Source organism: Streptomyces sp. NPDC005898 (genome assembly GCF_040629635.1).
In the GTDB taxonomy this organism is placed as follows: Bacteria; Actinomycetota; Actinomycetes; order Streptomycetales; family Streptomycetaceae; genus Streptomyces.
In genome coordinates this window covers 1-20,325 of record NZ_JBEXWC010000021.1, presented here as the reverse complement: position 1 = coordinate 20,325, position 20,325 = coordinate 1, and the positions used below count along the sequence as shown (strand labels likewise).

The 20,325-nt window shown below is 72.4% G+C and carries 21 protein-coding genes and 1 pseudogene; 8 read left to right on the top strand and 14 right to left on the bottom strand.

Annotation, left to right across the window (positions count from 1 at the left end; translation table 11 throughout):
- Nucleotides 1–219 precede the first annotated feature (219 nt).
- Nucleotides 220–1,230, top strand: coding sequence for a small ribosomal subunit Rsm22 family protein (locus ABZ385_RS24890; RefSeq protein ID WP_358913305.1), 1,011 nt, complete (start codon nucleotides 220–222; stop codon nucleotides 1,228–1,230).
- A gap of 1 nt (nucleotide 1,231) precedes the next feature.
- On the opposite strand, the gene ABZ385_RS24885 is transcribed toward ABZ385_RS24890, so the two are convergent.
- Nucleotides 1,232–1,732 (bottom strand): hypothetical protein, encoded by a 501-nt coding sequence (locus tag ABZ385_RS24885; RefSeq protein ID WP_358701287.1) that lies wholly within the window; start codon nucleotides 1,730–1,732, stop codon nucleotides 1,232–1,234.
- A gap of 190 nt (nucleotides 1,733–1,922) precedes the next feature.
- Here ABZ385_RS24885 and ABZ385_RS24880 point away from each other — a divergent pair, with 190 nt between their 5' ends.
- Complete coding sequence (locus ABZ385_RS24880) at nucleotides 1,923–3,959, top strand: glycoside hydrolase (protein ID WP_358913219.1); 2,037 nt, start codon at nucleotides 1,923–1,925, stop codon at nucleotides 3,957–3,959.
- An 11-nt stretch (nucleotides 3,960–3,970) separates the two neighbouring features.
- On the opposite strand, the gene ddaH is transcribed toward ABZ385_RS24880, so the two are convergent.
- Together ddaH and ABZ385_RS24870 are read right to left on the bottom strand one after the other, a co-directional pair.
- Nucleotides 3,971–4,804 carry a dimethylargininase gene (ddaH, locus tag ABZ385_RS24875; protein ID WP_358585614.1) on the bottom strand — a complete coding sequence of 278 codons (834 nt, stop codon included), beginning with the start codon at nucleotides 4,802–4,804 and terminating at the stop codon, nucleotides 3,971–3,973.
- Nucleotides 4,805–5,104: 300 nt separating this feature from the next.
- Nucleotides 5,105–5,287 carry a DUF6243 family protein gene (locus ABZ385_RS24870; protein WP_358585616.1) on the bottom strand — a complete coding sequence of 61 codons (183 nt, stop codon included), beginning with the start codon at nucleotides 5,285–5,287 and terminating at the stop codon, nucleotides 5,105–5,107.
- Nucleotides 5,288–5,405: 118 nt separating this feature from the next.
- Here ABZ385_RS24870 and ABZ385_RS24865 point away from each other — a divergent pair, with 118 nt between their 5' ends.
- Nucleotides 5,406–6,050, top strand: coding sequence for a TetR/AcrR family transcriptional regulator (locus ABZ385_RS24865; RefSeq protein ID WP_358913217.1), 645 nt, complete (start codon nucleotides 5,406–5,408; stop codon nucleotides 6,048–6,050).
- Nucleotides 6,051–6,071: 21 nt separating this feature from the next.
- Here the strand turns inward: ABZ385_RS24865 and ABZ385_RS24860 are convergent, their stop codons facing one another.
- Nucleotides 6,072–6,920 (bottom strand): glycerophosphodiester phosphodiesterase, encoded by an 849-nt coding sequence (locus ABZ385_RS24860; protein WP_358585619.1) that lies wholly within the window; start codon nucleotides 6,918–6,920, stop codon nucleotides 6,072–6,074.
- Nucleotides 6,921–7,095: 175 nt separating this feature from the next.
- On the opposite strand from ABZ385_RS24860, the gene ABZ385_RS24855 reads away from it, so the two are divergent.
- Nucleotides 7,096–7,821 (top strand): bifunctional DNA primase/polymerase, encoded by a 726-nt coding sequence (locus tag ABZ385_RS24855; protein ID WP_358585621.1) that lies wholly within the window; start codon nucleotides 7,096–7,098, stop codon nucleotides 7,819–7,821.
- 58 nt (nucleotides 7,822–7,879) lie between these two features.
- On the opposite strand, the gene ABZ385_RS24850 is transcribed toward ABZ385_RS24855, so the two are convergent.
- From ABZ385_RS24850 to map, 6 genes and pseudogenes are all read right to left on the bottom strand, one after another.
- Nucleotides 7,880–8,884 (bottom strand): hypothetical protein, encoded by a 1,005-nt coding sequence (locus ABZ385_RS24850; protein WP_358585623.1) that lies wholly within the window; start codon nucleotides 8,882–8,884, stop codon nucleotides 7,880–7,882.
- 40 nt (nucleotides 8,885–8,924) lie between these two features.
- The gene (gene efeU, locus ABZ385_RS24845; protein WP_358913216.1) at nucleotides 8,925–9,773 is read right to left on the bottom strand and encodes an iron uptake transporter permease EfeU; all 849 of its coding nucleotides are present in this window, start codon (nucleotides 9,771–9,773) and stop codon (nucleotides 8,925–8,927) included.
- A 3-nt stretch (nucleotides 9,774–9,776) separates the two neighbouring features.
- The gene (gene efeB, locus ABZ385_RS24840) at nucleotides 9,777–11,033 is read right to left on the bottom strand and encodes an iron uptake transporter deferrochelatase/peroxidase subunit (RefSeq protein ID WP_358913215.1); all 1,257 of its coding nucleotides are present in this window, start codon (nucleotides 11,031–11,033) and stop codon (nucleotides 9,777–9,779) included.
- 15 nt (nucleotides 11,034–11,048) lie between these two features.
- Entirely contained in the window at nucleotides 11,049–12,215 is a 1,167-nt protein-coding gene (efeO, locus tag ABZ385_RS24835; RefSeq protein ID WP_358589688.1) for an iron uptake system protein EfeO, read from the bottom strand.
- 230 nt (nucleotides 12,216–12,445) lie between these two features.
- Nucleotides 12,446–12,601: pseudogene (locus ABZ385_RS24830) on the bottom strand (biliverdin-producing heme oxygenase); the annotation flags it as partial.
- An 89-nt stretch (nucleotides 12,602–12,690) separates the two neighbouring features.
- Complete coding sequence (gene map, locus ABZ385_RS24825) at nucleotides 12,691–13,548, bottom strand: type I methionyl aminopeptidase (RefSeq protein WP_358696828.1); 858 nt, start codon at nucleotides 13,546–13,548, stop codon at nucleotides 12,691–12,693.
- Nucleotides 13,549–13,621: 73 nt separating this feature from the next.
- Here map and ABZ385_RS24820 point away from each other — a divergent pair, with 73 nt between their 5' ends.
- Complete coding sequence (locus ABZ385_RS24820; protein WP_358913213.1) at nucleotides 13,622–13,843, top strand: hypothetical protein; 222 nt, start codon at nucleotides 13,622–13,624, stop codon at nucleotides 13,841–13,843.
- A gap of 616 nt (nucleotides 13,844–14,459) precedes the next feature.
- Here ABZ385_RS24820 and ABZ385_RS24815 read toward each other — a convergent pair.
- Nucleotides 14,460–15,077 (bottom strand): hypothetical protein, encoded by a 618-nt coding sequence (locus ABZ385_RS24815; protein ID WP_358913211.1) that lies wholly within the window; start codon nucleotides 15,075–15,077, stop codon nucleotides 14,460–14,462.
- Nucleotides 15,078–15,156: 79 nt separating this feature from the next.
- Here ABZ385_RS24815 and ABZ385_RS24810 point away from each other — a divergent pair, with 79 nt between their 5' ends.
- From ABZ385_RS24810 to ABZ385_RS24800, 3 genes are all read left to right on the top strand, one after another.
- Nucleotides 15,157–16,248, top strand: a complete 1,092-nt coding sequence (locus tag ABZ385_RS24810) for a sialidase family protein (protein ID WP_358913210.1) — start codon at nucleotides 15,157–15,159, stop codon at nucleotides 16,246–16,248.
- Nucleotides 16,249–16,283: 35 nt separating this feature from the next.
- Nucleotides 16,284–17,012 (top strand): NADPH-dependent F420 reductase, encoded by a 729-nt coding sequence (gene npdG, locus ABZ385_RS24805; protein ID WP_358913208.1) that lies wholly within the window; start codon nucleotides 16,284–16,286, stop codon nucleotides 17,010–17,012.
- Nucleotides 17,013–17,098: 86 nt separating this feature from the next.
- Nucleotides 17,099–17,287: a hypothetical protein gene (locus ABZ385_RS24800; protein ID WP_358589677.1), complete on the top strand. Its 189-nt coding sequence runs from the start codon at nucleotides 17,099–17,101 to the stop codon at nucleotides 17,285–17,287.
- On the opposite strand, the gene ABZ385_RS24795 is transcribed toward ABZ385_RS24800, so the two are convergent.
- From ABZ385_RS24795 to ABZ385_RS24785, 3 genes are all read right to left on the bottom strand, one after another.
- Entirely contained in the window at nucleotides 17,277–18,080 is an 804-nt protein-coding gene (locus ABZ385_RS24795) for a site-2 protease family protein (protein ID WP_358913206.1), read from the bottom strand. The genes ABZ385_RS24800 and ABZ385_RS24795 overlap by 11 nt on opposite strands.
- Before the next feature lie 228 nt (nucleotides 18,081–18,308).
- Nucleotides 18,309–19,142 carry an ABC transporter permease gene (locus tag ABZ385_RS24790; RefSeq protein WP_358913204.1) on the bottom strand — a complete coding sequence of 278 codons (834 nt, stop codon included), beginning with the start codon at nucleotides 19,140–19,142 and terminating at the stop codon, nucleotides 18,309–18,311.
- A complete protein-coding gene (locus ABZ385_RS24785) occupies nucleotides 19,139–20,158 on the bottom strand; it encodes an ATP-binding cassette domain-containing protein (protein WP_358913202.1) in 1,020 nt (339 codons plus the stop codon). Before ABZ385_RS24785 ends, ABZ385_RS24790 begins: the two co-directional genes overlap by 4 nt.
- Between the last annotated feature and the right edge of the window lie 167 nt (nucleotides 20,159–20,325).

Genomic DNA, 20,325 nt, shown 5'->3' with positions numbered 1-20,325 from the left:
CGCGTGCGCGGCGCGTCTGTGGCCGCTCGCGCAGTTCCCCGCGCTCCTGAGGGGGCTTGTCCTGGGCCGGACAAATATGAGGGGCGGAGGCGATACCCCCCCAGGGGCGCGGGGAACGGCGCGAGCAACCACGATGCAGCCGCACGTGCGATTGGTGGGTGGGGCGGGCGTGCCGGCCCGGCGTATCGGCGGGGCCCGTAGAATCGCTGGGTGAACGACCTGAACCTAGCGGCGCCGGCCTCCCCGGCAGAGATCCTGAGCGGCGCCCTCGCGAGGGCGCTGGACGGGCTGGCGCCCACGCAGGCCTCGCAGGCCGTCACGCGGCTGATCGAGAACTACCGGGGGAGCACCCCGACCGACGCCCCGATCCTGCGGGACCGCGCCGACGTCACCGCCTACGCGGCCTACCGCATGCCCGCCACCTTCGAGGCGGTGCGCTCCGCACTGGCGGCCCTCGCCGACGCGGCCCCCGAGGGATGGGCGCCGGCCGGCCAGCTGGACGTCGGCGGCGGGACCGGCGCGGCGGTCTGGGCGGCCGCGGCGACCTGGGAGGGCGAGCGCGCCGTCACGGTCCTCGACTGGGCCGAGCCCGCACTCGCGCTCGGCCGGGAACTGGCGCGAAGCGCCCCGCAGCTGCGCGCCACCCGCTGGCAGCGCGCCCGCATCGGCGCCTCCCCCGAACTCGACGCCGCCGGCCTCGTCACCGTCTCGTACGTCCTGAAGGAGCTGACGCGGGCGGACCGGCGCTCGGTCGTCGACGCGGCGGCAGCGGCGGCCACCGAGGCCGTCGTCATCGTGGAGCCCGGCACCCCCGACGGCTACACGCGCGTCCTGGAGGCCCGGGACCAGCTGCTCGCCGCCGGCTTCCGGATCGCGGCACCCTGCCCGCACAGCGCGGCGTGCCCCATCGAGCCGGGCACGGACTGGTGCCACTTCTCGGCCCGGGTCAGCAGGACGTCCCTGCACCGCCAGGTCAAGGGCGGCTCCCTGGCGTACGAGGACGAGAAGTTCAGCTACGTCGCGGCGACCCGCTTCGAGCCGCGCCCGCCGCGGGACCGGATCGTGCGCCGGCCCCAGATCCGCAAGGGCCAGGTGCTCCTCGACCTGTGCGGGGCCGAGGAGCAGCTGCGCCGGCAGACCGTGACCAAGCGGCACGGCGCCCTCTACCGAGCGGCCCGGGACGCGGACTGGGGCGACGCGTGGCCGCCCCCGTCCGCGCCACAGGAGTGACTCAGGCGCCCCAGGTGCCCTGGTCGACGGCGCAGTTCCAGCCGTTGCCGCGCACGTTGAACTTCACCTTGTAGCTGCGGGTGTTCAGCAGGTGCGTGCGCACCTTGACGCCGAGCTTGGCCTTGCCCGCGAGGCTCTTGTCGTAGACGGTGACGGTCTTCGACGTCTTGTGGGTGACCTTGCCGCCCTTGGGCGTGGCACTGCCGAAGCGGATGTTCTTGACGTTGGTCACCGTGAAGCTGACCTTCTTGAAGGTCTTGGTGCTCTTGTTCTTCAGCCCGAAGTACAGGCCGCCGTTGGTCACCCAGCCGTTCCGGTCGATCTGGAAACGGGAGGTGTAGACGATGTCGATCGGGCAGCCGGTGGTCCGCGGGGCGACGCTCGGCGTGGCCGACGCGGCGCGCGGCGTCGGCTTCGTCGCCGCGGACGCGGCCCCCGCCATGCCGAGCTGACCGGCGGTGAGTGCTCCAGCGGTGGCCAGGACCGCGACGGACGTGCGCATGCGATTCACTGCGCTGATACCTCTTCTTCCCCCAGGGCCCCGGTGGGCCCACTGTTCGGTTCTCGTGGTGCGACGCGAAAAAGCCGTCTGTGGTTCCCGCGCGCCCGTATTGGTACCACGACGATCTCCGGCAAGGGCAGTCGCCCCGTTTCTCACAAGCCTCTTAGAAGCGGTGACTATCCACATCCCCATGACGACCGACACCAGTCCCCCCGGCCGCAACCACGACCACGACCACGTCCACCACCACGACAACGCCCGCAGGCGGCCGGGGAGCCGACTCCTCGCCTCCTCCGTCGCCCTGGCCCTCGCGGCGGTCGCGGTGACCTCCTCCGCCCACGCCGCCGGCGCCGGACCCGCGCACGGCCGCCGCGTCGAACTCGCCGTCCACGGCGGGACGGCCGTCGTGGACACCGCGTCCCTCGCCGTACGCGCCCACACCCGCGACGGCCGCGACCTGACGCTCTCCGCCCCCGCCGGCACCGACCTCGGCCACCCGGGACCGGTCACGCGCACCGGCGCCGCACAGGCCCGCTGGAGCTACCCCGAACGCGGCATCGACGTCACCGCCCGCACCGACCACGGCCGCCTCTCGCTGCGCCTGACGGCCCACCGCGACACCTCCGTCAGCTGGCCCGTCACCGGCACCGACGCCACCGCCTCGGCGCTGCAACTGCCGCGCGGGGAAGGCCTGGACATCCCCGCCGGGGACCCCTTCTGGACCACCGGCGAAGGAGCGCTCGCGGGCAGCGCCGTCGACGTCGGCGCCGAGCTGACCCTGCCGCTGTGGGGGTACTCCCTCGGCAGGGGCGCCGGCGTCAGCTACCTCACGCCCACCGACATCGGCACCACCCTCGGCTTCACCGCGCCCGGCGGCCGCCTGCGCGCCACCGCGCGGCACGCCTTCGACTCCGGCGAGGGCACCCGCGACTACACGGTCACCTTCGCGCTGACCGACGGCAACCCGGTCGCGCCCGCCGCCGACTACCGCTCCTACCTCACTGAACGCGGCCAACTCGGCAGCCTGCGCCGGAAGATCGCGAAGAACCCCGCCGTCGGCCGCCTCCTCGGCGCCTTCCACGCCTACACCTGGGGGGAGGCCCGTCAGACCGCGGGCATCGAGCGGCTCAGGAAGCTCGGCGTCGACCGGATGTGGCTCGGCTACGACGGCGAGCCCTACCCCGGCAGGGCGGCGGTGCGTGCCGCGCGGAAGGCCGGATACCTCATCGGCCCCTACGACTCCTTCGCCAACGGCCAGGACCCGAGGACCGCCGACGCCCCGAACGCGATCTGGCCCGGCACCGTCTACCCCGACTTCTGCGTCCGCGACGCGAAGGGCGAGCCGCGGACCGGTTTCGGCGGGCGCGGCTGCTACCTCAGCTCCCGCGCCTTCGCGCGGGCCGAGAAGACGCACCACTACCTCGCGGACCGCACCCGCTCGATGGTCGCCAACGGCGCCGACAGCTACTTCCTCGACGTCGACGCCACCGGCGAACTCTTCCGCGACCACGGCGAGGGCCACCGCATGACGAAGGCCGAGGACCGTGCACACCGCCTCGCCCGGATGCGGCGCATCGCGGACCGGGGCCTGGTCCTCGGCTCGGAGAGCGCGCAGGCCTGGGCGAACAAGGCGGTGGCCTTCGACCACGGCGGCGCGACACCGGTCGCCGACGGCATGTGGCGGCTCCAGAAGGACCGCGAGAAGTGGGGCGGCTACTACCCCGAGAACGCCCCCGGCGTCTTCTTCAAGCCGGTCGACCTCCCCGCCGGTCTCGCCAAGGCGATGTACGACCCCCGCTACCGCGCCCCGCTCTACGAGACCGCCCTGCACGGCTCGCTCGTCAACACCGAGCGCTGGGAACTGTCGTACGAGAAGCTGCCCGCGCAGAAGACCACGCGCGCGCTGCTCGCGATGCTCTACAACACGCCCCTCAACTACGTCCTGGACGGCGCCTCGCTGGACAAGCACGGCGCGGAACTGGCCGCACTCCAGCGGTACTTCGCGCCCCTGCACAAGGCGGCCGGCACCGAACAGCTCACCGCGTTCCGGCAGATGACCGCCGACCGCACCGTGCAGCGCACCGTCTTCGGCAAGGGCGTGCTGACGGTGACGGCCAACTTCGGGACCACGGCGTACCGGGGGCTGCCGGGCGGCTGCGTCGACGCCCGCCTCAAGGGCGACGACGCGCCGCGCCGGCTCTGCCCGGCGAAGCTCCCCAGGGGGTAGGTCCGCAGGGGTCAGGTCCGCAGCTCCTGCGTGCAGCACTTCACGCTGCCGCCGCCCTTGAGCAGTTCGCCCAGGTCCATCCCGATGGGTTCGAAGCCGCGTGCCCGCAAGGGTTCGTAGAGTCCCAACGCGGCCTGGGGGAGCAGCACGTGGAGTCCGTCGGAGACGGCGTTGAGCCCGAGCGCCTCGGCGTCGGCCTCCTCGGCGATCACCGCGTCGGGGAACAGGCTCCGCAGGACCGCCCGGCTGCCGGGGGAGAAGGCGGGCGGGTAGTACATGACCTCGTCCGCCGCGTCGTCCAGGACGGCGAGCGCGGTGTCCAGGTGGTAGTAGCGCGGGTCGATGAGGTCGAGCCCGATCACCGGGCGGCCGAAGAACTCCTGCGCCTCGCCGTGCGAGAGGGGGCTGGCCCGGAAGCCGCGCCCGGCCAGCACGTAGGAGGAGGTGACGGCGAAGTCGCCCTCGCCCTCGTTGATGTGGGTGGGTTCGTGGATGTCGGTGAAGCCGTGCGCGCGGAACCACTCCAGGTGGGCCGCCGCCTCCTTCTCCCGCTCCGCATAGGCGAAGCGCGCGCCGAGCACCCGCCCCTCCACGACGGTCGCGCCGTTCGCGGCGAAGACCATGTCGGGCAGGCCGGGGCGCGGGACCAGCTCCTCGACGGTGTGGCCGAGCGAGCGGTAGCGGTCGCGCAGGTCCTCCCACTGGGCGACGGCGAGCGGGACGTCGACCGGCTTGGCGGGGTCCATCCAGGGGTTGATGGAGTAGGTGACCTTGAAGTGTGCCGGTGGGCACATCAGATAGCGCCGGGGTGTGGCGCGCCGAGGAGAGCGAGGAAAACGGGACAACGAAGGCTCCTCACGTACCGCAGGGTCAGGTGCCGCCCACGGGGGCGGCTGCTGCCCATGGTGCGGCAGTCGCCGCCCGCCGTGGGGCAGTTGCTGCCCATAGTGCGGTGCGAGAAGCCTCCGCGCTGTGCACCGAACGGGTGGTTGCCATCCCCGCCCCACCGTGCTCACGGCCTAACGCGGGCCGGTGCGGTGCGGCAGGTCCGGCCCCGCCTCGCCCGGCCCCGCCTCGCCCGGCCCCGCCTCGCCCGGCCCCGCCTCGCCCGGCCCCGCCCGGTCCACGCGGTGCGAGGCCACCCCTCAAGGCCGGCCGGGCCTCTCGCGGCCCTCCATCAGCCTGCGCAGCAGTTCGCGCTTCTGGTCCTGGGCGCTGAGGCCGCCGCCGACGCGTCCGCCCCGGGCCGCGCCCCGCAGGGCCTGGCGGGGGAGATTGCTGCGGGTGCCGCCGACGCCCAGCATGCCTCCGGATCCACCTCGGGTCATGGTGCCCACCTCCATCGAGTAGACGAGACGCTCCGTCTCGCTTCGGGGTCCACTCTGAACGAGACGCAGCGTCTTGTCAAGACGGTACGTATCGTTCGGCCGCTGGTACCTTCGAGGCATGGCCCAGAAGACCGCCCCTGACTCCACGCGCCGCAGCGAACGTTCGCGCCGCGCGATCTACGACGCCGCCCTGGCCCTCGTCGGCGAGGTCGGCTACGCCAAGCTGACGATCGAGGCCATCGCGGCCCGCGCCGGCGTCGGCAAGCAGACGATCTACCGCTGGTGGTCGTCCAAGGGAGCCGTGCTGCTCGACGCCTTCCTCGACCTCGGCGCGCAGGCCGCCGAGGCCGCGAGCCGGCAGGCAGGCGAGAGCGTGACCCAGACCGAGATCACGAACTCCGGGGACCTGGAGGCCGACCTCAAGTTCGTCATGCGGGCCACCGTCGACGAGTTCAACGACCCCAAGTACGACGCCCCCTACCGCGCGCTCGCCGCCGAGGGCCTGCTCAACCCCGAACTGGGCGCCGAGTTCGTGGAGAAGCTCCTCGAACCGCAGCTCCAGCTCTTCGTGAAGCGTTTGCGCCAGGCCCAGGACGCGGGGCACGTCCTGCCCGACGTCGACCCCCGCATCGCCCTGGAACTGTGGTCGAGCCCGCTGGCCCAGCGCTGGCTGATGCGCTCGGGCCCCCTCACCCACGCCTACGCGGACAAGCTCGTCGAGTACGCCCTGTACGGCATCGCCAGCCGCCCCGCGACCTCCTGACGAGGCCGGCCGGCGACCCGGCTACGCCCGCCGGCCGGGCCGCGCCGGCTCGATCGGCGTACGCGACAGGAGCCCCGGGGCGTCCGTGATGACGCCGTTGCAGCCGAGCCGCAGCACGCGGTCGCGCTGCTTCGGCGTGGTCACCGTGTGCGCCCACACCCGCGGGACGCCCGAGTTCACCGCGCGCACCAGATCCCGGTCGCGCGCCTTGTGGTCCACGTCCAGGACGTCCACGTACGCGGCCCAGCGCTCGGGCCGGTCGGTGCGCAGCTGCGCCTTGGAGCGCCACAGCTGCGCCAGTAGGCCCAGCTCGTGGGCGCGCCGCGCCACCGCGGGGCTGTTGGAGTTGACGAAGACCGAGCGGGCCAGGCCCCGGGAGCGGATCAGCCGGGCCAGCTCGTCGAGGCCGTGCGGGTCCTTGGCCTCCAGCATCAGCATGATCCGCCCGCCGAACCGGTCCAGGACCTCCTCGACCGTCGGCGCCCGCTCCGGACGCCACCGGCCCGGCAGCGAGGCGTCGGGCCGCAGCACGACACCGCGCCAGGTGTACCGGTCGAACATCCGCACCGGGCCCATCGCGTAGGTGGTGCGGTCCAGGGTCCTGTCGTGCATGACCACCGGCGTGCCGTCGCGCAGTATCCGCGTGTCGAAGTCGATGACCTGCGCGGTGCCCCGCTCGTACGCGGCGAGCAGCCCCGCCATGCTGTTCTCCGGCACCTCCAGGGCACCGCCGCGGTGCGCGGTGTAGACGACGCGGGGCAGCGCGTCCACGGTCAGGGGCCCCCGGCCCCACTCGATCGGGGCGAGGAAGCCGCTCGGTGCCGTGAGGGCCAGCGCCGTGAGGCCTGTCAGCGCAGTCCTAATGACCATGGCGACACCGTAGGGGGGTACAGGGCAAATCACCACTTAGTAGGCGATGAGGGGGGATGGCGGGCAGCGCCTGGCGTCCCCCCGGCCACCCCGGATGCGGGCTCCGGCCCCCGCGGGCGCAGGATGGTGGGACCATGGGTCAAGCTTTCGGCACAACGGCGAGGTGAGGGGCTAGATGGGCGCGGAGTTCGGCAGCCGGTCCGGCGGGCAGGGCAGGATTTCCCAGTGGCTTCGCCGGCGTCCCAAGGACACGACGGCCGACGACCGGGCCCGCGAGGATCTGCTGCGCGCCGCCGCGGCCGCCGGGCTGCCCCTCGCCCCGGCCGCACACCCCTCGGGCTACCGATGTTCCTGCGACCGCGTCGGCTGCCCCACGCCCGCCCGCCACCCCGTCTCCTTCGCCTGGCAGACGCAGTCCACGACGGACCCCGGCCAGATCGAGCGCTGGGCCCGCGACCAGCCGCAGGCGAACTTCATCACCGCGACCGGCATGGTCCACGACGTCCTCGACGTGCCGCTGGACGCCGGCCGCGAGGCGCTGCGCCGCCTCCTCGAAGCGGGCATCGACGTCGGTCCCGTGGCCGAGTCGGGCGACGACCGGATGCTCTTCTACACCGCCACCCGCGGCACCCCCGAGGACGAGGACGAGTGGTGGCCCTGTGAGCTGGACTGCCACCCCGAGACGATGGACGAGCACCCGGGCCTGCGCTGGCACTGCCGCGGCTCCTACGTGCTTGTGCCGCCCGCCCGGCTCCCCGGTGACCTGGACGTGCGCTGGGTGCGCGGCCCCGAGCACCCGCTGCCGGACCCGCTGACGCTCCTGGAGACCCTCACCGACGAGTGCGCGCGGTTCGCGGACGGCCCCCGGCAGGAGACGGCCGCCTGGCCACTGGGCGGCTGACGACGCGCCCGCCGTGCGCGCGCCGGGCTTTTCACTGAACCTACTGGGCCCGCTGGGCTTACTGCTGGTCGCCCTTCGCGCCCGTGAGCCCCTGGATGCGGCCGAGGAAGGCGACCTTGTCGCCGCCGGACCTCGGCGGGTCCAGGACCACCTGGTTGGCGACGCGCTCCAGCGTCACCGACTGCCGCACCTCGCCCTTCAGGAGCGCCTTGACGTCCGGGTCGAGACGCAGGTCGATGCCCTTGGCGGCCGTCTGCCGCTCGTAGTGGTGCGTGGCGAAGAAGACCAGCGCCCCGCCGTCCTTCGTACGCAGCCCCACGGGGGCGAAGTCACCGGAGTCCATGGGGTAGTCCAGGTACTGCACGCCCACCCCGAGCCGCTTGGTGTTCCGGTCGCGCAGCGCCTTCCACTTCGACGTGTGGTCGCCCGGCGCGAACGTGTCGCCGCCCGACTTCAGATACGCCGTGTACGCCTTGCCCAGCTTCCGCGGCGCCACCGCCACGTCCGCCGCGCCGACCGCCACGGGCACCGCCCACCCGTCCTCGTCCTTCTTCAGGCGGGGCACCTTGCCGGGCGCCACGAGGTTCAGATAGGACGCCTCCCACTGCCGGCCGGGGCCGCCCTTGGTGAAGATCCACAGCCAGCGCGCGTCCCCGCGGCCGCCGACCTTGCGGTTGGCCTCGGCGTCGACGAGGAACCAGCGCGGCCAACCGGCCTTCTTCGGGATGGCGTACGACACGTCCGTCAGCCTCAGCGGCGTCGCCCCGGGGTTGCCCCCCGGGTGCTGGACGCGCCGCGACCGCAGGCCCGCCTGGTTGATGGCGCCCAGCGGACCGGTGATCCGGGCGGCGTCGGCGGCCGGATCGTACGTCCTCTCCGCCTTGTTGTAGGCGGCCAGGAAGGCGTTGAGGGCCTGGGCGGCCTCGGCCTTCGTCGCCGCGGGGACGACCTCCCGCTCGCCGTGCACCGTCACGCACCCGGTCGCCGCCACCGACAGGGCACCCGCCGCGGCCACCGCCGCGAACGGCCCGCGGACACCGCGAAATCTGCGCACCTTGCTCATGGGGGTCCCCTCACCTACGCCCTTCTCCCGGGCCCGAACCCTACCGGGGCGGCGCGGCGGCCTCGGCGGTGGCCGGGGGGCTGCTCGCCTTGCGGGCCGGGGCGAAGAAGAACACCAGGGTGGGGACCAGATACAGCAGCCAGACGACGACCTGAAGCACCGTCGGATCGGGCTGGAAGTTGAAGACGCCCTTCAGGAGCGTGCCGTACCAGCTGTCCGGCGGGATCGTCGTGCTGATGTCGAACGCCTTGTCCCGCAGCCCGCCGACGAACTCCGCCTCCTGGAGGTCGTGCACGCCGTACGCGAGCACGCCCGCCGCCACCACGACCAGCATGGCGCCGGTCCAGGTGAAGAACTTCGCGAGGTTGATGCGCAGTGCGCCCCGGTAGAACAGCCAGCCGAGCACGACCGCCGTCAGCAGCCCGAGGAGCACGCCGAGCAGCGGCCCGTGCGAACCGTCGCTGGAGGCCCGCACCGACGCCCACACGAACAGGGCCGTCTCCAGGCCCTCCCGGCCCACCGCGAGGAACGCGGTCGCCACCAGCGCGGCCGTGCCCATCTGGAGGGCCGAGTCCAGCTTGCCGTGCAGTTCGGCCTTCAGGTGCCGCGCCGTGCGCCGCATCCAGAAGACCATCCACGTCACCAGTGCCACCGCGACGATCGACAGCGAACCGCCGAGGGCCTCCTGGGCCTGGAACGTCAGCTCCTGCGAGCCGAAGGTCAGCGCGCAGCCGAAGCCGAGCGCGAGCGCCACCGCGACGCCGATGCCGGTCCAGATCGGTGCCAGCGCGTCCCGCCGCCCGGTCTTCACCAGGTAGGCGATGAGGACGCAGACGACCAGGCTGGCCTCGAGCCCCTCGCGCAGACCGATCAGATAGTTGCCGAACATCGGCTACGCCTCCCCGGTGAACAGGCCCCTGCCCCACCAGTCGTCCTTGTCGCGGACGCCCGGCGGGACCGCGAAGACCGCGGAACCCACGTGCTGGATGTACTCGTTGAGCGCGTCGGAGCGCGCCAGATTGCGCTGGACCGGGATGAAACCGGTGCGCACGTCCCGCTGGTAGGCGAGGAAGAACAGCCCCGCGTCCAGCCGGCCGAGGCCGTCGGTGCCGTCCGTGAAGGAGTAGCCGCGGCGCAGGATCGTCGCCCCGTCGTTGGCGTCGGGGTGCGCGAGCCGCACATGCGCGCCGGGCTTCATCGCCTTCAGGAACGGCTCGTCGTGCTCCTTGGCCTTGCCGACCGGGGCGCCCTCGCCCTTGTCGCGCCCGAACACGTCCTCCTGCTCACCGAGCGAGGTGCGGTCCCACGTCTCGATGTTCATCCGGATGCGGCGCGCCACGAGGTAGGAGCCGCCCGCCAGCCAGTCGGGCCCGTCCTTCTCGCCGACCCACACGTGCTTGGCCAGCGCCGCCGTGTCCTGCCCGGAGACGTTGCGCGTGCCGTCCTTGAAACCGAAGAGGTTGCGGGGCGTGTGCGCGTCCGGCGTCGTCGAGGACGTCTTGCCGAAGCCGAGCTGCGACCAGCGCACGGCGACCTTGCCGAAGCCGATGCGGGCGAGGTTGCGGATGGCGTGCACCGCCACCTGCGGGTCGTCCGCGCAGGCCTGCACGCACAGGTCGCCGTCGCTGCGGGCCCGATCGAGGTTGTCGCCGGGGAATTTGGGCAGCTCGACCAGGGCCTCCGGCCGCCGCTCGGCAAGGTCGAACTTCTCGAACAGGGAGGGCCCGAAGCCGATCGTCAGCGTCAGCCGGGAGGGCTTGAGGCCGAGCGCCTCACCGGTGTCGTCGGGCGGCGCCTCGGCGAGTCCGCCGTGCGCGCCCTCGCCGACGGTGTGGCCGGCGGTCATCCGCGCGGCCGCGCTCGTCCAGTCCTTGAGGAGCTGGACGAACTCCGCGCGGTCGTCCGTCTTCACGTCGAACGCCGCGAAGTGCAGCCGGTCCTGCACGGGCGTGGCGATGCCGGCCTGGTGCGCGCCGTGGAAGGGGACGGCGCCGCCCGTCTCCCCGGCGGGAGCCACCTCGTCGCCGGAGCGGGTCACCGCCACCGCGCCGCCGGCCGCGGCGGCGCCGAGCGCGAGCCCGGCGCCGCCCCAGCCGAGCAGCGAACGCCGGGACGGCACGCGGGTGTCGTGGGTGTTGTCGTCAGGCATCGGGTCCCCCAGCCGCTACTTGGTCTTCGCGACGGCCGCGGCCAGCTTCGACAGCGGCTCGGCGAGCGCGTTGACCCCGTCGGACAGCTCCTTGCGGTCCGCCTTGGCGACCTTGTCGTAGGAGGTGAAGTCGTAGGAGTCCTTGCCGCCCTCGCGGTACTTCTCCAGGAGCTTGTCCAGGGCCGCGAACTGCTTGTCGAGCTCCTTCGTGAGCTTCGGGTCGTTCTCGGCGGCGACGGGCTTCAGCAGCTCGTAGGACTTCTCGGCGCCCTCGACGTTGGCCTTGAAGTCGACCAGGTCGGTGTGGGAGTAGCGCTCCTCCTCCCCGGTGACCTTGCCGGTGGCGACCTCGTCGAGCAGCTCCTTGGCGCCGTTGGCCATGGAGGTCGGGGTGATCACGGCCTTGCCGACGCGCTGCTGCCAGTCCTTGAGGTCCTTGTCGAGAAGGGTGGCCAGCTCCTTCTCGCGCTTGCCGATCTTCTTGTCCTTCCACAGGGCCCGCTCCAGACGGTGCCAGCCCGTCCAGTCCTTCTCCGGGTCCTGGCCGTCCTCCAGGCCGTCCTCGCGGAAGTCGACCTTCGGGTCGATGTCGCCGAAGGACTCGGCGACCGGCTCGGTGCGCTCCCAGCCGATGCGGGAGTCGGCGTACGCCTTCTTCGCGGCCGCCAGATCGCCCTCGCGCACGGCGTCGGTGAAGGTCTTCGTCCTCGGCAGCGTCTCGTCGGCCTGGGCCTGGGCGTACGCGCGGTAGGCGGCGACGGCCTTGTCCAGGCGCGGGTCGCGCTTCGCCGTCTTCCCGCCGCCGGTGACGGTGACCTTCTGGCGGATGCCGTCGCCCTTCATGCCGGGCTTGCAGGCGATCTCGTACGCGCCGGCCTTCACCTCGGCGGTGAGCTTCTGCTTGGTGCCGGGGCCGATGTTCTCGCGCTCGCTCACGATGCGGTCGTCGGGGAAGAGGAGGTAGACCTCGGTGACCTTCGAGCCCTTGTTCTCGATGGCCAGCTCGACGTGCCCGGCGGTCAGCTTCTTCTTGGAGACCTCGCACTTGTCGTCGGTGGCGGTCACCCGCACGCTGTGCGCGCCACCGCCCTTGGCGTCGCTCTTCTCCGTGCAGCCCGTGACGGCGGTCAGGGCGGCCGCGGTGGCGACAGCGGTGACGACGGACAGGCGGACAGGTCGCACGGGTCGCATAGAGGGCTCCAAGACGGGTCACTGACGAACGCGAACCCCACCGCGGCCGGTGAGGCGGACCTAACTTAACCGACCCTTACCACGCTGATACCCGCCCGGTCAGTGATTCAGCTCTCAAGCGGGCCCGCCGCTCACGGGCCGATCACGGGCGGGCGATGGAGCGCCCATGAAGGGGTAAAGCGATGGTCAAGTCGGGGAGGGGTCGTGCCCCTGTGACCTGTGACCTGGGGCCCGGGGGCGGCCGGGTCGCCGCGCAGGGCGCCGGCGCCGTCGTTCAGGGCGCGGTACAGGAACCAGAACTGTTCCGTGTACCGCGCGAAGGCGTCGACGCCGAGGCCGCCGCCGAGGAGGCCGCGGATGAAGGCCGAGGTCTCGGCCCGAGGTCCCTCATGGACGCGCCGCTCATCCCGTTCTCGGCGGTCATCCGGTCCGCGTCGCGCGAGCAGCACACGGAGGGGCTTGGGGCTCAGGGCAGTGTGAGGATCTCCGCCCCGGTGTCCGTCACCACCAGCGTGTGCTCGAACTGCGCGGTGCGCTTCCTGTCCTTGGTGACGACGGTCCAGCCGTCGTCCCACATGTCGTACTCGTGGGTGCCGAGCGTCAGCATCGGCTCGATCGTGAACGTCATGCCGGGCTTGATGGTGGTCGTCGCGTGCGGGCTGTCGTAGTGCGGGACGATCAGGCCGGAGTGGAAGGACGTGTTGATGCCGTGACCGGTGAAGTCACGCACGACGCCGTAGCCGAAGCGCTTCGCGTACGACTCGATGACGCGGCCGATGATGTTGATCTGGCGGCCGGGCTTGACGGCCTTGATGGCGCGGTCGAGGGACTCGCGGGTCCGCTCCACCAGCAGCCTCGACTCCTCGTCGACGTCGCCGACGAGGTAGGTGGCGTTGTTGTCGCCGTGCACGCCGCCGATGTACGCCGTCACGTCGAGGTTGATGATGTCGCCGTCCTTCAGGACGGTGGAGTCGGGGATCCCGTGGCAGATGACCTCGTTGATCGAACTGCACAGCGACTTCGGGAAGCCGCGGTAGCCGAGCGTGGAGGGGTAGGCGCCGTGGTCGCACATGTACTCGTGCGCGACGCGGTCCAGCTCATCGGTGGTCACCCCCGGGGCGATGTGCTTCGCGGCCTCCGCCATCGCCTGCGCGGCGATGCGGCCCGCGGTGCGCATCAGCTCGATGGTCTCGGGGGTCTGCACCTCGGGCCCCTTGTACGGGGTGGGGGCGGGCTTGCCCACATACTCCGGGCGCCTGATGTTGCCGGGAACGGAACGGACGGGAGAGAGCTCCCCTGGGACGAGCAGTGACTGGCCAGACATGCCGGCGAGTCTAGCCAGCCGTCTCGGGGCACGATGGCGTCAGGAACGACGTCGGGAACGAGAGGAGCGGGACATGGCGCTGTTCAAGAAGCGGACGGTCGGCAAGCCGGGGGAGTGGTACTACTGCCTGGAGCACCGGAAGGTGGAGGAGGGCCCCGACTGCCCCGGCAAGGACCGGATGGGGCCGTACGCCTCGCGGCCGGAGGCGGAAGCGGCGATGCGGACGGCCGCGGAGCGGAATCTCCAGTGGGAGAATGATCCTCGGTGGCATGACAGGGCGGGGGGCGAGGGGTAGGCGGGCCTCGCCGGTTCTCCCGGGTGCGTCGGGCCGCGGGGTCCCCTGGCCGGGGGCTTCGGGCGGTGCGGTGCCCGGTGTGACGGCTGGCCTCTTCGCCGCGGTTTTCCCACCCACCCGCCCGATACTCGGCATCGAGCTGCGAGGTCTCCTCGCCGGGGGTTTCGGGCGGTGCCCGGTGTGACGGCTGGCCCCTTCGCCGCGGTCTTCCCACCCACCCGCCCGATACTCGGCAACGGGCTGCGGGGTCTCCTCGCCGGGGGTTTCGGGCGGTGCCCGGTGTGGCGGCCGGCCTCTTCGCCGCTTCGCGGCGGTTCTCCCACCCACCCACCCGCCCGATACTCGGCATCGAGCTGCGGGGTCCCGTCGCCGCCGGTTTCGGTCGGTGCCCGGTGTGGCGGCTGGCCCCTTCGCCGCTGCGCGGCCGGTTCCCCACCCGCTCGGTCGTCGCCGGTGCCTCACGGACGTGACGCGGGGTGCCGGGTGGGTGGGTGGGAAAACCGCCGCGAAGCGGCGGGACCGAGTCGGGAGGGGCCGAGCCGGGAGGTTCGCCGGTATGGCCGCGAAGCGGCGGGGTCGAGCCGGTAGGGGCTGCCGGGGCCGTGGACGGTGGCCGTTACCACCGGGTGGGTGGTGGGGCCGTCAGGTGGTCGGTGAGGCGGGAGAGCCGGTCCCGGAAGCGGCGACGGCCCCGCACCGCGGGCAACGCGTTCTCCCCGGCTGCCGCGCTCACCAGATGCTGCACCGTGTCCAGGTCAAGATCGTCCCCCGGCTCACCCCTCGCCCCCGGCACGCTCAGCGCCTCATGCGCCAGCGCCCCCAGATCCCGGTCCCCCGCGTCGAGCGCGAGCACGGTCGCCCCGGCCCGCCGCGCGTCGTGCACGCGCGTCAGCAGCTCCGCGTCCGGCGCGTCCGGCGCCACCACCAGCAGCGTCTCGCCGCGCCGCGCGGCCTCGATCCGGCCGAGCCCGGTCGACAGGTGCGCGGGATCGGCGGCGAGGATCCGGTGGCGTACGAGCGTCGGGGTCAGCTCCGGCGTGCCCGACCAGGCCGCCTCGTCCACCAGGTGCGCGGCCAGGTGCCAGGGCTCGTACGCCCGCGTGCCCACCAGGAGCAGCCCGCCGCCGTGCGGCACGACGGACGAACGCAGGGCGCCCGCGAAGCGGCGCGTGGCCCCGAGCCACTCGGTCCCGGCGAGCACTTCGCGCAGCAGCGCGACCCGTACGGCGTCCATGGCGCCGCATCCTGCACCAACGGAGCACTCGTGACCCGGAGTTCACCGGAAATTCCCCCGGAGTGGGGAAGCCCGCACCATGACTTATGAGACGTCTGTTCCCTTCCGGGCGGGCCGCGAGGGCTACGCGAGCTTCCGCATACCGGCCGTCGTCACCACGGCCCCCACCCCCGGCCCCTCTACCGTCCTCGCCTTCTGCGAGGGCCGCGTCGGATCCCAGGAGGACTTCGGCGACATCGACATCGTCCTCAAGCGCTCCGTCGACGGCGGCCGCACCTGGGGCCCGCTCCAGGTCGTCGGCAAGAACGGCGCCGACCTCGCGGGCAACCCCGCCCCCGTCGTCCTCGCCGACGGCCGCGTCCTGCTCGTCCAGGTCAGGAACGCCGCCGCGGCCACCGAGGACGCCATCCGGCGCGGCAAGGTCTCCGCGGCCGCCGGCCGGCGCGTGTGGGTGCAGCACAGCGACGACGACGGCCGCACCTGGTCCGCCCCGCGCGAGATCACCGCCTCGGTGAAGAAGCCCGCCTGGCGGTGGTACGCGACCGGGCCCGGGCACGCCCTCCAACTCACCACCGGCCGCGTCGTCGTCCCCGCCAACCACTCCCTGCCGCCGTCCGGCTCGGACACCGGCATCGAGGGCAGGTACAACGGCGGCCACTGCCTCCTCAGCGACGACGCCGGCGCCACCTGGCGCATCGGCTACATCGACGACAACACCAACGGCTACATCAACGTGAACGAGACCACCGCCGCCGAACTCCCCGACGGACGCCTCTACTTCAACACCCGCAACGACTCCCCGGCCCCCGGCAGCCGCGCCGACGCCCACTCCCGCGACGGCGGCCGCGGCCTCGTCAGGCCCTTCCGCCCCCAGGCCTGCCTCACCGGCCCCGTGGTCGAGGGCAGCGTCCTTCAGGTGCGCGACCCCGACCTGCTCCTCTTCTCCGGCCCCGCCGACCCCGGCTTCCGCGCCCTGATGACCGTGCGCCGCTCCACCGACGGCGGCACCACCTGGCGGCCCGTGCACACCGTCGACGGGCTGCCCGCCGCCTACTCCGACCTCGTACGCCTCGACGAGGAGACCATCGGCCTGCTCTACGAGACGGGGGACTTCGGCGCGTACGAGACGATCACCTTCCGGTGCATCCCGCTGACCGAACTGGTGAACTGACGTGACCACCTGTGACCGCTGAGTAAGGTCACCCCATGACCTCTACAGACAGTGCCGCAGACCGTGCTCAGAACGCCCCCGCCAAGGCCCCGGCCAAGGACCCCTGGGAGCTGCCCGACGTGTCGGGGCTCGTCGTCGGTGTCCTCGGCGGCACCGGCGACCAGGGGCGGGGCCTGGCCTACCGCCTGGCCCGCGCCGGACAGAAGGTGATCATCGGCTCCCGTGCGGCGGAGCGCGCCCGGGCCGCCGCCGACGAGCTGGGCCTCGGTGTCGAGGGCGCCGAGAACGCGGAGTGCGCGCGGCGCAGCGACATCGTGATCGTCGCCGTGCCGTGGGACGGCCACGGCAAGACCCTCGAAGCCCTGCGCGAGGACCTGCGCGGCAAGCTCGTCATCGACTGCGTCAACCCCCTCGGCTTCGACAAGAAGGGCGCCTACGCCCTCAAGCCCGAGGAGGGCAGCGCCGCCGAGCAGGCCGCCGCCCTGCTGCCGGACTCCCGCGTCACCGCCGCCTTCCACCACCTGTCGGCCGTCCTGCTCCAGGACGCCGACGTCGAGGAGATCGACACCGACGTCATGGTCCTCGGCGAGAGCCGCGCCGACACGGACCTCGTGCAGGCGCTGGCCGCCCGCATCCCCGGCATGCGGGGCGTCTTCGCCGGCCGGCTGCGCAACGCCCACCAGGTGGAGTCGCTGGTCGCCAACCTGATCTCCGTCAACCGCCGCTACAAGGCGCACGCGGGGCTGCGCGTCACCGACGTATAGGGCGCGGGCGGGCATGGGGGACACTGGACGCGTACGACCGCACGCCCCCGGGCGTCCCCCGCCGCATCCGACAGGAGCCGACCCCCATGCCCCGCCTCGCTCTGTACGCCCTCGTGGTCTGCGCCCTCGCCGTCGCCGCCGCCGTGCTCTCCTTCGCGCGGGGCAGCTGGCTCGGCGTCGTGTGGGTGCTGCTCGCGGGCCTCGCGTCGAACATGGCGTGGTTCTACCTGCGGCGGGCCAAGCTGCGGCGGGACGCGGCCGCGCCTACGAGCTGAGCGCCCGCGGCACCTCCTGCGAGCCGGCCCAGAAGCGGTACAGGTCCCGGCCCCAGTAGGTGTCCCGCTCGCTGACGCCGAGGCCGCGCAGGAGCGCGTGGACCGCGTCGAAGAAGGCCTCGTTGGCCTGCGGGAGCCACAGCACGGCGAAGACCGCGAGGAGCCCGAACGGCGCGAACGGCTCCACCTGGCGGCGGAACGCGGGCGAGAGCCAGGGCTCGAGCACGCCGTAGCCGTCCAGGCCGGGGACGGGCAGGAAGTTCAGGATCGCCGCCGTCACCTGGAGCAGGGCGAGGAAGGCGAGCGCGTAGCGGAACACGGCCGGCACGCCGTCCAGGGCGTGCAGCCAGAACGGCGCCGTGCAGACCAGCGCGAACAGTGCGTTCGTCAGCGGGCCCGCCGCCGAGATCAGGCTGTGCTGCAGGCGGCCCCGGATCCGGCCCCGCTCGATGAAGACCGCGCCGCCCGGCAGCCCGATGCCGCCCGCGATCACGAACAGCACCGGCAGCACGATGCTCAGCAGGGCGTGCGTGTACTTCAACGGGTTCAGCGTCAGATAGCCCTTCGCGCCGACCGAGATGTCCCCGCCGTGCAGCGCCGTACGCGCGTGGGCGTACTCGTGCAGGCACAGCGAGACGATCCAGGCGGCCGTCACGAAGAGGAACACGGCCGGCCCGGGGGACTTTCCGAAACCGGTCCAGGCGGCCCAGCCGGAGACCGCGGCGACGGCGGCGATCCCGAGAAAGACGGGACTGATCCGCCGGTCACTGCCGCGGAGAGGGGCGGTGGTCATGAGGTGGAACTCCCGAAATCCTCGGACCGCACGGACGCACGGCGCGTGGCGACGATATCGGTCCCCCACCGAAAACGCCTCGCACCCACCACGGGGTTCCAAGGAAGCGGGGCCCACGGCGCTGTGGAGAGCCCGAACCGCGTACGCCGAGGGCGGCGGGCTCATGCTCGATGAGACCGCCGCCCTGTGCGCCGTATGAACCCCGGTCTTTCCGGGGGAGCCTGGCGGTCAGTGCTTGGTGCGGAACTTGTGGATCGCGATCGGCGCCATCACCAGCGTGAGCGCCGCCGACCAGCCGACCGTGACCCACACGTCGTGCGCCACGGGGCCGCCGATCATCAGGCCGCGCGCGGAGTCCGCGAGCGAGGACAGCGGGTTGTAGTCGGTGAACGCCTGCAGCCAGCCCGGCATGGACCCGGTCGGCGCGAAGATCGACGAGCCGAACTGCAGCGGCATCAGGACCAGAAAGCCCATCGCCTGCACGGACTGGGCGCTCTTCATCGAGACGCCGAGGACCAGGAAGATCCACATGATGGCCGTGCCGAAGAGCGCGGACAGACCCACGGCGGCGAACAGACCGCCCCAGTTCGTGATGTCGAAGCCCACCAGGACACCGACGATCATCATGACCGTCGTCGCGATGAGCAGCCGCATCAGCTCCACCACGATCTTGGCGAAGAGCACCGAGCCCTGACCGATCGGCAGGGTGCGGAAACGGTCCATGATGCCGTTCTGGAAGTCCTGGTTGAAGCCGGTGCCGACGGCCATGGCGATGTTCATGCTCATCATCGCCATCATGCCCGGCACCACGTACTGCACGTACTGGTCCTGGCCGCCGCCGAGCGCCTGCCCGATGGAACCGCCGAAGACATACACGAACAGCAGCGTGAAGATGATCGGCATCAGCACCGCGTCGAACATCGACTCGGGGTCCTGGCGGATCCACAGCAGATTGCGACGGACCAGCGCGCCGGTGTGACGGACGTGGCCGCGCAGGCCGATGCGGGCGTCGTCCGCCGTCTGGCCCTTGGTGAGGGGCGGCGCGAGAGTGGTGGTGCTCATACGGCAACCTCCTCGAGTTCGGGGCGGGCGTCCTGCGGGGCGCTGGCCTTCTGGCCGGTGATGGAGAGGAACACCTCGTCCAGGCTGGGCAGTTCGGTGGCTATCGAGCCGATCGTGATGCCGCGCGCGGTGACCGCGTGGACCACGGCGGTCAGCTGCTCGTCGCTGAGGATCGGCACCAGGACCGCGCCGGACTCGACGTCCACCGTGGACGTGGCGAGGCCGGTCAGGCCCAGGTCGTCCAGGGCGCTGGCCAACGGGCGCAGCTCCTGCGGGTCCGCCGGGCGGACGCGCAGGGTGCGGCCGCCGACCTTCGCCTTCAGCTCGTCGATGCCGCCGTTGGCGATCACCTCGCCGCGGTCGATGACCGTCAGCCGCGAGGCCAACTGCTCGGCCTCCTCCATGTACTGCGTGGTGAGCAGCACGGTGACGCCGTCGGCGACCATCCGCTTGACCTCGGCCCACACCTCGTTGCGCGTGCGGGGGTCGAGGCCCGTCGTCGGCTCGTCCAGGTACAGGACGGCGGGACTGCCGATCATCGAGGCGGCCAGGTCGAGCCGGCGGCGCATACCGCCGGAGTACGTGCTCGCCGGGCGCTTGGCGGCCTCCGTGAGGGAGAACCGCTCCAGCAGGCCGTCGGCCCGGGACCGCGCCTCCTTGCGGGACAGGTCCAGCAGGCGCCCGATCATGTACAGGTTCTCGCGGCCCGAGAGCTTCTCGTCCACCGAGGCGTACTGGCCGGTGAGGCCGATCACGCGGCGGAGCTGGCGGGGCTGGCGGACCACGTCGTAACCGGCGACGTGGGCGGTGCCGGCGTCCGGGGTGACCAGGGTGGACAGGCAGCGGACGAGGGTGGTCTTGCCGGCGCCGTTCGGGCCGAGTACGCCGAGGACGGTGCCCTCGCGGACGTCCAGGTCCACGCCGTTCAGTGCCTTGGTCTCGCCGTAGTGCTTGACCAGTCCCCTTACGGTGACCGCGCTCCCTGCGCCGTCGGGGTTCTTGTCGATTCGTGTCATGCCCCAGACGGTGTCATGCCCCACCGACAAACCACCGACATCCAGCCGACAGGGCCTTCCCTCTCCGCCGGGCCCTGCCTCGCCCGGTGCCCGGCGTCACCCCCTACCCCGCCCCTCCGCGGCGGATGTGTTACCCCCCCCCCCCCCCCGGGGCCCCCGGCGACCCC